The following is a 13,186-nucleotide window of genomic DNA, read 5'->3' on the forward strand; positions in this document are numbered from 1 at the left end:
TGGCGGGAATACGCGACCTTCCGGTGGCCTGCATGACATCTTCCCTTCGCCCGACGCTCCCCGTCCCCGCGGCGCCCGCGCGGCCCCACGACTTCACCGTCCACGGCCGCGCCGTCACCGATCCCTACGCGTGGCTGAAGGCCGAGAACTGGCGGGACGTGCTGAAGGACCCGGGCGCGCTGCCGGCGGATATCCGCGCCTATCTGGAGGCCGAGAACGCCTATTCGCAGGCCGCGCTCGCCGGCACCGCCGCCCTGCGCAAGGCCCTCGTCGCCGAAATGCGCGGCCGCATCCGCGAGGATGACGGCTCGGTTCCCGACATCGACGGCCCGTTCGCTTACTACACCCGCCACCGCGAGGGCGGACAGCACCCGCTGGTCTGCCGCCGGCCCGCCTCCGGGATTGAGGCGATGCCGGTCGACCGCCTGGGCGGGGAGGGCGAGGAGATCCTGATCGACGGCGACCGGGAGGGGGAGGGGCACGCCTTCTTCGACCTCGCGGGGGCCGACCACTCCGACGACCACGCGCTCCTGGCCTGGAGCGCCGACACCAAGGGCTCGGAACTCTACACGATCCGCCTGCGCGACCTCGCCACGGGCCGGGACCGCGACGAGGCGGTGATCGCCACCACCGGCGAGGCGGTGTGGAGCGCGGACGGCGCGGGCTTCTGGTACGTGGCCGTGGACGAGAACCACCGCCCGGCCAAGGTCATGCTCCACCGGCTCGGGACCCCGCAGAGCGAGGACCAGACCGTCTACGAGGAGGCGGATCCGGGCTTCTTCGTCGGGATCGACCAGACCCAGTCGGGCGCCTTCCTGACCATCACGGCGAACGATCACGAGACCTCCGAGGTCCACTTGGTCGATCGGACGCGGCCGGGCATCGCCTACCGCACCGTCGAGACTCGGACCGACAAGCTGATCTACTCGGTCGAGCATCGCGGCGACGAACTGTTCATCCTCACCAACGCCGACGGGGCGGAGGACTTCAAGATCGTGGTCGCGCCGCTGGCCGATTCGGGCCGGACGCAGTGGCGCGACCTCATCCCGTATTGTCCGGGCGTGATGATCCGCTTCCAGCACGTGCTGGCGCATCACCTCGTGCGGCTCGAACTGGAGAATGCCCGGCCGCGGCTGGTCGTACGCGATGCGGCCTCCGGCGAGGAGCACGTCGTCGCCTTCGCGGAGGAGGCCTATTCCCTCGGCCTGCTGCCGGGCCACGCCTTCGACACGACGGAGATCCGCTTCGTCTACTCGTCGCTGACCACGCCGGCCGAGACCTACGACTACGACGTCACCACCCGGGCGCGGCGCCTGCGCAAGCGTCAGGAGGTGCCGAGCGGCCACGATCCGGCGTCCTACGTCACGCGGCGGCTGTTCGCGACGGCGCCGGACGGCGAGAGCGTGCCGATCTCGCTCGTGCATCGCCGCGACCTGCCCCTCGACGGGACGGCGCCGCTGCTCCTCTACGGCTACGGCTCCTACGGCACGCTGATGTCGGCGAGCTTCCGCACCAACCCGCTCTCCCTGATCGACCGCGGCTTCGTCTACGCGATCGCCCATGTCCGGGGCGGCACCGAGAAGGGCTGGCGCTGGTACCTCGACGGCAAGCGCGAGAAGAAGCCGAACACCTTCACCGATTTCGTCGCCTGCGCGCGCGCCCTGATCGAGGCCCGCTACACGGCGGCCGGCCGCATCGTCGCCCATGGCGGCAGCGCCGGCGGCATGCTGATGGGGGCGGTCGCCAACTTGGCGCCGGAGCTGTTCGCCGGCATCGTCGCCGACGTGCCCTTCGTCGACGTCCTGAACACGATGCTCGACGGCGACCTGCCGCTGACCCCGCCCGAATGGCCCGAATGGGGCAATCCGGGCGCCGACCCGAAGGCCTTCGAGACCATCCTCGCCTACTCGCCCTACGACAACCTGCGGGCGACGGCCTATCCGGCGATCCTGGCGCTGGGCGGCCTGACCGACCCGCGCGTGACCTACTGGGAGCCGGCGAAATGGGTTGCGCGGCTGCGTGCCACGATGACCGGCGGCGGGCCGGTGCTCCTGCGCATCAACATGGAGGCGGGCCACGGCGGCGCGGCGGGCCGCTTCGACCGGCTGGAGGAGGTGGCGCTGATCTACGCCTTCGCACTCGCGGTCGTCGGCAAGGCGGGGGAGGGGGCATAACACCACCGGTCATTTCCAATGACGGGTGAGTCGAGTCTTGAATGGTCGCCACGACCGGGATCTCGGATCTTGGACGTGGCATCGCGGCCGAGATGGCCGACGGCTCCATCGATCTCGGGCCTGCCCGAGATCGATGCGATGCGGCGGCATCCGGGGCCGACGGGTTGAGTTTTCACAGGCGCCGTCGACCCTGTCGAAAGCAACCGAGAAGTCCCCGCTTCATGGCGGGCTCCCGTTTTCCGGACGACGGCAGCGTCAGCGGAAGGAAATGCGGCTCCGTTTCCCAGAGACGTGGCTGTCAGGCGGTCGCTTCGCGGAGTCGAGCGCGGGTTTCCGGATCGCATTCCGCTCTCGCTGTATGCGCCCCGGAAGAGGCTGCGTCCGACGTGGTTCCGCCGGCCGACCGACAGTGCCGCGAGCCGATTTCGATCCGGCGGCTCGCCCGCACCATTTCCCGCGACGCGCCTGCCCCATGAACGACGAGCGCCGGGCCAGGGCTCCCGCGAAGCCCGGACCCGGCGCTGATCGGCCGGATGGGAGAGTCGAGGGGATTAGTTCCCCTCGCCCTCCTCCTCACCTTCGCCCTCTCCTTCACCCTCGATGTGCTCGACCGAGACGACGCGCTCGTCCTTGGCGGTGTTGAACACCGTCACGCCCTGCGAGGCGCGACCGACGATGCGGATGTCGTCGACGGGCACGCGGATCAGCTGGCCGCCATTGGTCACCAGCATGATCTGGTCGCTGGGCTCGACCGGGAAGGAGGCGACGAGGCTGCCGTTTCGGGCATTGACCTCCATGGCCTTGATGCCCTTGCCCCCACGGCCGGAGGTCCGGTACTCGAAGGACGAGGTCCGCTTGCCGAAGCCGCGCTCGGACAGGGTCAGCACGAACTGCTCGGCCGCCCCCATGGCGATGTAGCGGTCCTGGTCGAGGTCGATCGAGGCCGCGGTCTCCTCGGCATCGGCCTCCGGCGCGGCCGGCAGCTCGATCGCCTCCCCGGTGGCGCGGCGGTCGGCATTGGCGCGGCGCAGATAGGCCTGGCGCTCCTCCGGCGTCGCCTCGAAGTGGCGCAGGATCGTCATCGAGATGACCCGGTCGCCGGATCCGAGATTGATCCCGCGCACCCCAGTCGAATCGCGGCCCTTGAACACGCGCACATCCGTGGTGGGGAAGCGGATGCACTGGCCGGCGGCCGTGGTGAGGAGGACGTCGTCCGCCTCGGTGCAGATCTCCACGTGGACGATGTGGTCGCCCTCGTCGAGCTTCATGGCGATCTTGCCGTTGCGGTTGACCTGCACGAAGTCGGAGAGCTTGTTCCGGCGCACGTTCCCGCTCGCCGTCGCGAACATCACGTCCAGGGTTTCCCAGGACGCCTCGTCCTCGGGCAGCGGCATGATCGTGGTGATCCGCTCGCCGTTGGCGTCGAGGGGCAGGATGTTGACGAGCGCCTTGCCGCGGGCGTTCGGCGCCGCGAGCGGCAGCCGCCACACCTTCTCCTTGTAGGCCTGTCCCTGCGAGGAGAAGAACAGCACCGGCGTATGGGTGTTGGCCACGAACAGCCGGGTGACGAAATCCTCGTCGCGGGTCGTCATCCCGGCGCGGCCCTTGCCGCCGCGGCGCTGCGCCCGGTAGGTCGAGAGCGGCACGCGCTTGATGTAGCCCGCATGGGACACGGTCACCACCATGTCCTCGCGCTGGATCAGGTCCTCGTCCTCGACGTTCGAGTCCCAGTCCTGGATCGCGGTCTTGCGCGGGGTGGCGAACTCGGCCTTCACCTCGGCGAGCTCGGTCTTGACGATGCCCATGATGCGGGCGCGCGAGCGCAGGATGTCGAGGTAATCGGCGATCTCGTCGGCGAGCTGCTTCAGCTCGTCGCCGACCTCGTCGCGCCCGAGGGCGGTGAGGCGCTGCAGGCGCAGGTCGAGGATGGCGCGGGCCTGCGCCTCGGACAGCCGGTAGGTGCCGTCATCGGCCACCCGGTGGCGCGGATCGTCGACGAGGGCGATCAGGGGCGCGATCTCGGAGGCCGGCCAGTCGCGGTCCATCAGCGCCTCGCGGGCGCTGTTCGGGTCCGGCGACGTCCGGATCAGCCGGATCACCTCGTCGATGTTGGCGACCGCGATGGCGAGGCCGCACAGCACGTGGGCACGCTCGCGGGCCTTGCGCAGCAGGTACTTGGTGCGCCGGGAGACGACCTCCTCGCGGAAGTCGATGAAGGCCTGGATCAGGTCCTTGAGGTTCAGGAGTTCGGGCCGCCCCCCGTTCAGCGCCACCATGTTGCAGCCGAACGAGGTCTGGAGCGGCGTGTAGCGGTAGAGCTGGTTGAGGACGACGTCCGCCATGGCGTCGCGCTTCAACTCCACCACGATGCGCATGCCGTCGCGGTCGGATTCGTCGCGCAGGTCGGCGATGCCCTCGATGCGCTTGTCGCGCACCAGTTCGGCGATCTTCTCGACGAGGGAGGCCTTGTTCACCTGGTAGGGGATCTCGGTGAAGATCAGGGCCTCGCGCTCCTTGCGGAGTTCCTCCACGTGCGACTTGGCGCGCATCACGACGGAGCCGCGCCCGGTCAGGTAGGCGGCGCGGGTCCCGGCGCGGCCGAGGATCAGGCCGCCGGTCGGGAAGTCCGGTCCCGGGATGATCTCGTTCAGCCCCTCGATCGTCAGGGCGGGATCGTCGATCAGGGCGATGCAGCCGTCGATCACCTCGCCCAGATTGTGCGGCGGGATGTTGGTGGCCATGCCGACCGCGATGCCGCCGGCGCCGTTGACGAGGAGGTTAGGAAAGCGGGCGGGCAGGACCGCCGGCTCGTCCTTCGACTCGTCGTAGTTCGGGTTGAAGTCGACGGTGTTCTTGTCGATGTCCTCGAGCAGCGCCATGGCGGGCTTGGCGAGGCGCGATTCCGTATAGCGCATCGCCGCCGGGGGATCGCCGTCGACCGAGCCGAAATTGCCCTGCCCGTCGACGAGCATGATCCGCATGGCGAAGTCCTGCGCCATGCGCACCAGCGCGTCGTAGATCGACTGGTCGCCGTGCGGGTGGTACTGACCCATCACGTCGCCGACGATGCGCGCCGACTTCACGTACTTGCGGTCCGGCAGGTAGCCGTTCTCGTACATCGAGTACAGGATGCGCCGGTGCACGGGCTTGAGCCCGTCCCGGGCATCCGGCAGCGCCCGACTCACGATCACGCTCATTGCGTAATCGAGGTAGGAGCGGCGCATCTCGTCGGTGATGGAAACGGGCTTGATGTCGCTGGCGGGCGGAGGCGCGCCGGTCTCGTCGTTCTCTGCCAAGGTCACACTCTCGCGGGGCCGACAGGGCCGCCCTCGGAATAGCCGATTTCCGGCCCTGCCGCCACCCGCGGAAGGCTCACCGGAAACCGTGGAAAATCAGGATATTAGATGGGGGTCGGCGCGGCTCCGCGCAACCCGGGTGGGGGCGGAGTTCGGGCCCTCGCGCAGGATGAACCCTCCCCCGCGGAGGGGGGAGGGTCGGCCACCGGCCTTCCGCGGCTAGAACGGGATGTCGTCGTCGAGGTCGTCGTAGCGCTTCTGGCCGCCGCCGGACGAGGCCGGGGCGGGACGGCGCTCGCCGCCCGAGAAGCGGCCGCCGCCGTTGCCCCCGAAATCGCCGCCGCGGCTGACCTGTCCGCCGCCCATCTCGTCGGAGGCTCCCGCCTCGCCGCCGCCGCGGCCGTCGAGGATCGTCAGCTCGCCGCGGAAGCGCTGCAGCACCACCTCGGTCGTGTACTTCTCGACGCCCGACTGGTCCTGCCACTTGCGCGTCTGCAGCTGGCCCTCGACGTAGACCTTCGAGCCCTTGCGCAGGTACTGCTCGGCCACGCGAGCCAGGTTCTCGTTGTAGATGACGACCGAGTGCCACTCGGTCTTCTCCTTGCGCTCTCCGGACGCCTTGTCCTTCCAGGATTCGGAGGTGGCCAGCCGGAGATTGACCACCGGGTCGCCGGAGGCCAGCCGCCGCACCTCGGGGTCGCGCCCGAGATTCCCCACCAGGATCACCTTGTTCACGCTGCCCGCCATCACGCTCTCCTTGCCGTCCATCTCTCTCGGGCTGCCGCGCTCGGCCTGACCGCGCGGCGCCTCCGGGGCAAGCCGCGACCGTCCTCCGAGCGGGCCCGCGCCGGCAAGGTCCGGGACGCTCCTGTACCCGGAACACACAGCCGGCGGGACCTTGAATGTTCTACCTTTGTTCGAATGAAGGCGCAAGGGGCGCCCCGTGCGCGTCCGGCTCCGCCCCGTCCGGCAGCCCCGCCAAGAAAAAAGGCCACACCCAAGGTGTGGCCCAAGTCTAGGGAGGAAACGCCCAAACAGGGCTGCAGGACGGCGACGCCATCGCCGGCTTGCAAGATTGGATATACGGCAGCGTCCGCTGGTCAAGCAAGTGCGCAGAAACACTCGTCGTGTCTTTCGGGATCAATGATGCAGAGAAGACACGCGATGTGATGAACATTCGGTAGCGTCGCGGCGGATGCGGGTCCATGCAGCGGCAAAATTCGGCTGGAACGACCCGCAAGCAGCCTTCGGGCAGGGGCGCGCGGGTTCGGCGCGACGGATCCGGATGCTTCAGGCATCGTTCCGCAGAAGGTGCGTGGCCACAGAGGAGGGTGGGGTGCTGACAGATCTGCCGGAGGCGACGACCCGGACGATCCGGGTTCGCGGACTCGTGATGAATCTGGCGGAAGCGGGACCCTCGGACGGTCCGCTCACCCTGCTGCTGCACGGATTCCCCGAGTTCTGGTACGGCTGGCGCCGCCAGATCGGCCCGCTCGCGGCGGCGGGCCTGAAGGTCGTCGCCCCGGACCAGCGCGGCTACGGAGGGAGCGGGAAACCCCGACCGCTCGACGCCTACCACGTGGACGAACTCGCCGCCGACGTGATCGGGCTCGCGGACGCCTTCGACCGTCCGCGCGTGCGCCTGGTGGGGCACGATTGGGGGGGAATCGTCGCGTGGCGGGCGGCCGCCCAGTACCCGGAGCGCATCGAGCGCGTCGCCATCCTGAACGCGCCGCATCCCGACAGCTTCTTCGCCTATGCGCGCCGTCGGCCGAGCCAGATCCTGCGCAGCAGCTACATGGGCTTCTTCCAGCTGCCCTGGCTGCCGGAGGCGCTGCTCCGCGCGGGGGACTTCGCGCCGCTGCGGCGGGCCCTGGTGTCGTCGAGCCGGCCCGGCACGTTCGATGACGCCACCCTCGACCGCTACGCCCGCGCCTGGGGCGAGCCCGGGGCCGTGACCGGCATGCTCAACTGGTACCGCGCCCTGCGCCTGCCGCGCCGCCCGGCGCCCTCCCTGGTGCAGCCGCCGGTGCTGATCCTGTGGGGCGAGCGCGACACGGCCCTCGAGCCGGAGCTCGCGCGCCTGAGCCTCGCGCGATGCGCCGCGGGCCGGATCCGGACCTTCCCGGAGGCGACGCACTGGATCCAGCACGAGGAGGCCGAGGCGGTGAACCGCGACCTCGTCGCCTTCCTGACGGAGCCGGGCGGCGCGGCGTGAGGCTGTGGCGCGAAAGCGTCACAAGCCGGGGCGTCGCCGTTGGGCGGGTTGACCGTGCCGACTCCCCTCGGCCATCCCCGGGGCCATCCGCGCCGCTCCGGCGGCGCTCTCGCAACGGGAGGGGGACGATGACGCCTCGCATCCTGGCGCCGCTCTGCGGCGCCGCCCTGCTGGCCCTGGCCGGCACCGCGCCCGGACGGGCCGCGACCCTGCTGGACAGCGGACCGATCGCCGACTTCCTGACGGTGTTCCGCCAGCAGGCCGTGCCGCGCCAGACGATCGGCTGGAACAGCCCCTACAAGCCCGGAACCGTCGTGATCTCCACGAGCCAGCGCCGGCTCTACTACATCCTGCCGAACCAGGAGGCGATCCAGTACGGGGTCGGAGTCGGCCGCGACGGCTTCTCCTGGTCGGGGACCAAGACCGTGACCATGAAGAAGGAATGGCCATCCTGGCGCCCGCCCGAGCAGATGCTCCGGCGCCGCCCCGACCTGCCGCGCTTCATGGCCGGCGGCGTGGACAACCCGCTCGGCGCCCGCGCCCTCTATCTCGGGTCCTCGCTGTACCGGATCCACGGCTCGAACGAGCCGGAGACGATCGGCGCGGCGGTCTCGTCGGGCTGCATCCGCATGACCAACCGGGACGTGATCGACCTCTTCGGCCGGGTCAAGGTCGGCACGAAGGTGGTGGTGCTGCCCTAAGGTCGGCCGTCGCGGCCGCGCCGCGCACCTGCGCGACGGACGCTGAGGCATCTTGGCTCCCGGGATCGGCGTGCATTACAATGTCATGCACGCCGAGGACGTCCCGATGCCCGCCAACGCCCTGGTTCAGACGCGAATCGACCCTGTCGTCAAGGATGAAGCTGCGGCCGTTCTGGCTGCCATGGGACTGACCGTGTCCGATGCGGTGCGCATGCTGCTCACCCGTGTGGCGCGCGAGAAGGCCCTACCGTTCGACCCCCTCGCGCCCAATGAGGCCACGATCGCGGCAATGCGGGACGCCCGGGCTGGCCATCTCGAAGCGGTGACTCTCGACCAGCTCCGCGCGGCGATCCGTGAGGCGGATTGAGCAAACCGGCCAGTTCCGCCGCGATCTGAAGAGGGAAGCGCGGGGCCGATATCGGTCGACGCTCGACGCCGATCTCCTCCCCGTCATCGAGGCACTGGCGAACGACGCGAAGCTTCCGGCGCGCCTCCGCGATCATGCTCTGACCGGTGACTGGAAGGATCACCGGGACTGTCACATCAAACCCGATCCGGTCCTGATCTATCGCAGGACGGATCCGGAGACCCTGCAGCTCGTCCGCCTCGGATCTCACGCCGAACTCGGGTGGTGAGCCCGAGGGCGTGCGGCCGAGGACGACGCATTTGGGCCGGGATCCTCACCGCCGCGTGCGGTCGAGCCCCGCCCGCCGCAGCGCATCGGCCAGGGCCCCGTCGCCCGCGGGCGGGGCCGCCGGGCGCGGCGCCTTCGGCACCGGCTGGTCGCGACGGCCGCCCTCCCGGGAGGGCCGCGCCTCCAGCGGGTCGTCGAGGCGCATCGTCAGGGCGATCCGCTTGCGCGGCACGTCGACATCCAGCACCTTCACCCGCACCACGTCGCCCGGCTTCACCATGGCGCGCGGGTCCTTCACGAAGCTTGTCGACAGGGCCGAGATGTGGACGAGCCCGTCCTGGTGGACGCCCACGTCCACGAAGGCGCCGAAGGCCGCGACGTTCGTCACCACGCCCTCCAGCAGCATCCCGGGTCGGAGATCGCCGATCGTCTCGACGCCCTCCTGGAAGGTCGCCGTCCGGAAGCTCGGGCGCGGGTCGCGGCCCGGCTTCTCCAATTCGGCCAGGATGTCGGTGACGGTAGGGACGCCGAAGGTCGCGTCCGTGAAGACCTTGGGGTCGAGGGCGCGCAAGACCGCGCCGTTGCCGATAACCGCCTTGATGTCGCTCCTCGTCGCCTGAAGAATCCGGCGTACCACCGGGTAGGCCTCCGGGTGCACGCCCGAGGCGTCGAGGGGATCGGCGCCCCCGGTGATGCGCAGGAAACCCGCCGACAGCTCGAAGGCCTTGGGACCGAGCCCCGCCACCTTCTTCAGCGCGGTGCGGCTGGGGAAGGGACCGTTCGCGTCCCGGTGGACGACGATGTTCTGCGCCACGCGCTCGGTCAGGCCCGAGACCCGGGCGAGGAGCGGCGCCGAGGCGGTGTTCACGTCGACGCCGACGCCGTTCACGCAATCCTCGACCACCGCGTCGAGGGAGCGCGACAGCTTCCCCTCGGCGAGGTCGTGCTGGTACTGGCCGACGCCGATCGAGCGCGGCTCGATCTTGACCAGTTCGGCGAGCGGATCCTGCAGCCGGCGGGCGATCGACACCGCCCCGCGCAGGGAGACGTCGAGGCCCGGCAGTTCCTGGCTCGCATAGGCGGAGGCCGAGTAGACCGAGGCGCCGGCCTCCGACACCATGGCCTTAGTGAGGCGCAGCTCCGGATGCGCCTTGATCAGGTCCCCCGCCAGCCGATCGGTCTCGCGCGAGGCGGTGCCGTTCCCGATCGCCACGAGGTCGACGCTGTGCGCCTTGCACAGCCGGGCCAAGGTCGCGAGGGACCGGTCCCAGTCGCGCCGCGGCTCGTGCGGGTAGATGGTGTCCGTGGCGACGACCTTGCCGGTCCCGTCGACCACCGCGACCTTGACGCCGGTGCGGAAGCCGGGATCGAGGCCGAGCGTCGGGCGGGCGCCCGCCGGGGCGGCGAGCAGCAGGTCGCGCAGGTTGCCGGCGAAGACGCGCACCGCCTCCGTCTCGGCCGCGTCCCAGAGCCTCGCCCGCAGGTCGAGCTCGATGGAGAGCCGCAGCTTGGTGCGCCACGCGAAGCGCACCGTCTCGGCGAGCCAGCGGTCGCCGGGCCGTCCCTCGTCCCGGATGCCGTGGCGCTGCGCGATGCGGCCCTCGCAGGGGCTCGGCTGGCCGGGCTGGGCACCGGCCGGGTTCTCGTCGAGGCGCAGATCCAGCACCTCCTCCTTCTCCCCCCGGAACAGGGCGAGCACCCGGTGGGAGGGGAGGCGGGTCAGGGGTTCGGAGAAGTCGAAATAGTCGGCGAACTTCGCGCCGGCCTCGCCCTTGCCCTCGCGCAGGGAGGAGACGAGCCGCCCGCGGCTCCAGACCAACTCGCGGAGCACACCGACCAGCTCCGCATCCTCGGCGAAGCGCTCGACCAGGATCGCGCGAGCCCCCTCCAGCGCCGCCTCCGCCGTGGGCACGCCCTTGTCGGGGTCGACGAAGGACGCGGCGCGGTCGAGGGGCGGGCGGCGGGGATCGGTCAGCAGCGCCTCGGCCAGCGGCGCGAGTCCGGCCTCGCGCGCGATCTGCGCCTTGGTGCGGCGCTTGGGCTTGTAAGGAAGGTAGAGGTCTTCCAGGCGTGCCTTGGTCTCGGCCGCGAGGATCTGCGCGCGCAGCGCGTCGTCGAGCTTGCCCTGGCCCTCCACGCTGTCGAGGATCGCCCGGCGGCGCTCCTCCAGCTCGCGCAGGTAGCGCAGGCGCTCCTCCAGGGTGCGCAGCTGCGCGTCGTCGAGGGTGCCGGTCGCTTCCTTGCGGTAGCGCGCGATGAACGGCACCGTGGATCCGCCGTCGAGCAGGTCCACCGCCGCCTTGACCTGCCAGTCCTGCGCGCCGAGTTCGGCCGCGATGCGCTGGATGATGCTCGCCATGTCCTCACGCTGTCCGGGTGCGGCGCGGGCGAGGCCGCGCCGCCGGACGCGTCAGGCCGCGCGGGCGCCCCGCAGCCGCTCGCGGTGCGCGGTGTAGAGCCCGCTCGCCGCGATCACAAGGACGCCCGCGCCCACGAAGGCGTCCGGCACCGACCCGAAGGCAAGGGCGCCGATGAGGGTGGCCCAGATGATCTGGCTGTAGGAGAAGGGCACCAGGGTCGAGGCGGGCGCGTGCCGGTAGGCGAGCGTCACGATCCAGTGGCCCGTGGTGGAGACCAGGCCGATCGCCGCGCCGATCGCGATCTGATGCGGGTCCGGCATCACCCAGACCGCCGGCACCAGGACGGTCAGGAGCGCGAAGCCGGTGAGGGCGGACCACGTCATCGTGGTCTGGGGCGCGTCGTAGCCGTTGATCTTGCGGGTCGCCACCAGGGCCAGCGCCCAGAACAGGGCCGAGGCCACCGGCAGCAGGGCGGCGGCCTGGAACGCGCTGGTCCCCGGCCGCAGGATGATCAGCACGCCGACGAGTCCGACCAGGGCGGCGAGCCATCGGCGCAGGCCGATAGTCTCGCGCAGCAGCGGGATCGACAGAGCGGTCACGAAGATCGGCGACACGAAGCTGATCGCCGTGGCCTCGGCGACCGGGAGATAGCGCAGGCCGCTGAGGAACAGCAGCGCGGAGCCGACGAGGGCGGCGCCGCGCAGCACCTGCAGTCCCGGCCGGGCGCTGCGGAAGGGCGAGCGGCCGCGGGCGCGGGTCAGGAGGTTCGCCGCGAGCATCACGCCCATGAACCCCGCGTAGCGCAGCCACGCGATCTCAATCGCCGGAAGCTCTCCCGCGAGGTACTTCGCGGTCGCGTCGGAGCTCGACAGGAAGACCGTCGACAGGATCACCAGCACGATGCCGCGCAGCGGCTGATCGCCGATCAGGGACCGAGCAGGACGCGACGGGACGAGGACGGGAAGACTGGGGGCGAGCGTGGCCACGGGACGCAATCGGGTCTGAGGAAGACCCGATCAACCTAGCATTGCTGCACCCGAACTAGCCGTGACGATCCCGCGGTACGGCCATGCTGTCGGCTCAGCCCTGGTTAAGGCCGGATTTACGAAATCGTGACCGAACGGAGGCCGGATGATGGGGATGGCTCTGCTTGCAGCGCGCCATCCTCGCGCTGCCCGGCAGGGGAGGGCTGACGGTTCGGGGCGCGAGCCCACGCGTGGATGGAAACCGGGTTGCGTCTCCCCCTTTTCCGGGCGCATGCAGCGTCGGCGGAATGCGACCCGGAAACCAGCGCTAGAATCCGCGAAGCGTCCTTATGTCTGCAACGGTGCTGACATTCGGAGCCGCTTCGTGGCGCTTCATCATCTGGTTTCCGGATCTCCTTCCGCTGACGCTGCAGTCGTCCGGGAAATGGGGGGCATCATCAGAGGGAAATCCTGGTATCATTTGCCAGGGGCCGCCGCGCCGGTGAAAATCAACCCTAATCCGCTTCATTCCTCCCGGAATGGCGGAGCGGAGCTCCGCCCACGAGGTCGTGGGACGGGATCCGCTTCGATCAAGCGGATCCCGTCCCACTCAGCAGCACCGGAACCCGCCGCGGCTGCCGACGCCGAAGCGGGCGTTCTGGCGATCGCGGAAGAACTCCGTCTGGCTCATGGGCTGCTGGTCGGGATGGGTCCTGCGGATATGCGCCACGTAGGCGTCGTAGTTGCCCTGGCCGACCATCAGCCGCGCGCCGTCGCAGACGCAGCGGGTGAGGGCCGCCCAGCGCTCCCGCAGGACCTCGCTCTGCGCCGCCATCGA

At 70.3% G+C, this 13,186-nt stretch carries 10 protein-coding genes; 5 read left to right on the forward strand and 5 right to left on the reverse strand.

Going from position 1 to position 13,186, the window contains the following annotated elements:
* Positions 1–32 precede the first annotated feature (32 nt).
* The gene (locus ACW9J6_RS02900; protein ID WP_457114920.1) at positions 33–2,174 is read left to right on the forward strand and encodes a S9 family peptidase; all 2,142 of its coding nucleotides are present in this window, start codon (positions 33–35) and stop codon (positions 2,172–2,174) included.
* 551 nt (positions 2,175–2,725) lie between these two features.
* On the opposite strand, the gene gyrA is transcribed toward ACW9J6_RS02900, so the two are convergent.
* Positions 2,726–5,470 (reverse strand): DNA gyrase subunit A, encoded by a 2,745-nt coding sequence (gene gyrA, locus ACW9J6_RS02905; RefSeq protein ID WP_457114921.1) that lies wholly within the window; start codon positions 5,468–5,470, stop codon positions 2,726–2,728.
* Positions 5,471–5,689: 219 nt separating this feature from the next.
* Complete coding sequence (gene ssb, locus ACW9J6_RS02910) at positions 5,690–6,217, reverse strand: single-stranded DNA-binding protein (RefSeq protein ID WP_457115113.1); 528 nt, start codon at positions 6,215–6,217, stop codon at positions 5,690–5,692.
* A gap of 589 nt (positions 6,218–6,806) precedes the next feature.
* Between ssb and ACW9J6_RS02915 the strand changes: the two genes are divergently transcribed.
* The 4 genes from ACW9J6_RS02915 (at position 6,807) to ACW9J6_RS02930 (ending at position 9,024) form a co-directional block, all read left to right on the forward strand.
* Positions 6,807–7,688 (forward strand): alpha/beta fold hydrolase, encoded by an 882-nt coding sequence (locus tag ACW9J6_RS02915; protein ID WP_457114922.1) that lies wholly within the window; start codon positions 6,807–6,809, stop codon positions 7,686–7,688.
* A gap of 128 nt (positions 7,689–7,816) precedes the next feature.
* Positions 7,817–8,389, forward strand: coding sequence for a L,D-transpeptidase (locus ACW9J6_RS02920; protein ID WP_457114923.1), 573 nt, complete (start codon positions 7,817–7,819; stop codon positions 8,387–8,389).
* 106 nt (positions 8,390–8,495) lie between these two features.
* Positions 8,496–8,756, forward strand: coding sequence for a type II toxin-antitoxin system RelB/DinJ family antitoxin (locus tag ACW9J6_RS02925; protein WP_457114924.1), 261 nt, complete (start codon positions 8,496–8,498; stop codon positions 8,754–8,756).
* The gene (locus tag ACW9J6_RS02930; RefSeq protein WP_457114925.1) at positions 8,743–9,024 is read left to right on the forward strand and encodes a type II toxin-antitoxin system YafQ family toxin; all 282 of its coding nucleotides are present in this window, start codon (positions 8,743–8,745) and stop codon (positions 9,022–9,024) included. The genes ACW9J6_RS02925 and ACW9J6_RS02930 overlap by 14 nt, the downstream gene beginning before the upstream one ends.
* Before the next feature lie 45 nt (positions 9,025–9,069).
* On the opposite strand, the gene ACW9J6_RS02935 is transcribed toward ACW9J6_RS02930, so the two are convergent.
* The 3 genes from ACW9J6_RS02935 to ACW9J6_RS02945 all read right to left on the reverse strand — a co-directional run bounded on the left by ACW9J6_RS02935 (position 9,070) and on the right by ACW9J6_RS02945 (position 13,183).
* Positions 9,070–11,382 carry a Tex family protein gene (locus ACW9J6_RS02935; protein WP_457114926.1) on the reverse strand — a complete coding sequence of 771 codons (2,313 nt, stop codon included), beginning with the start codon at positions 11,380–11,382 and terminating at the stop codon, positions 9,070–9,072.
* A 51-nt stretch (positions 11,383–11,433) separates the two neighbouring features.
* Complete coding sequence (locus ACW9J6_RS02940) at positions 11,434–12,369, reverse strand: DMT family transporter (protein ID WP_457114927.1); 936 nt, start codon at positions 12,367–12,369, stop codon at positions 11,434–11,436.
* A 589-nt stretch (positions 12,370–12,958) separates the two neighbouring features.
* Positions 12,959–13,183, reverse strand: a complete 225-nt coding sequence (locus ACW9J6_RS02945) for a YbdD/YjiX family protein (RefSeq protein ID WP_457114928.1) — start codon at positions 13,181–13,183, stop codon at positions 12,959–12,961.
* Positions 13,184–13,186: the final 3 nt, after the last annotated feature.

It is taken from the genome of Methylobacterium sp. JK268, assembly GCF_054052225.1.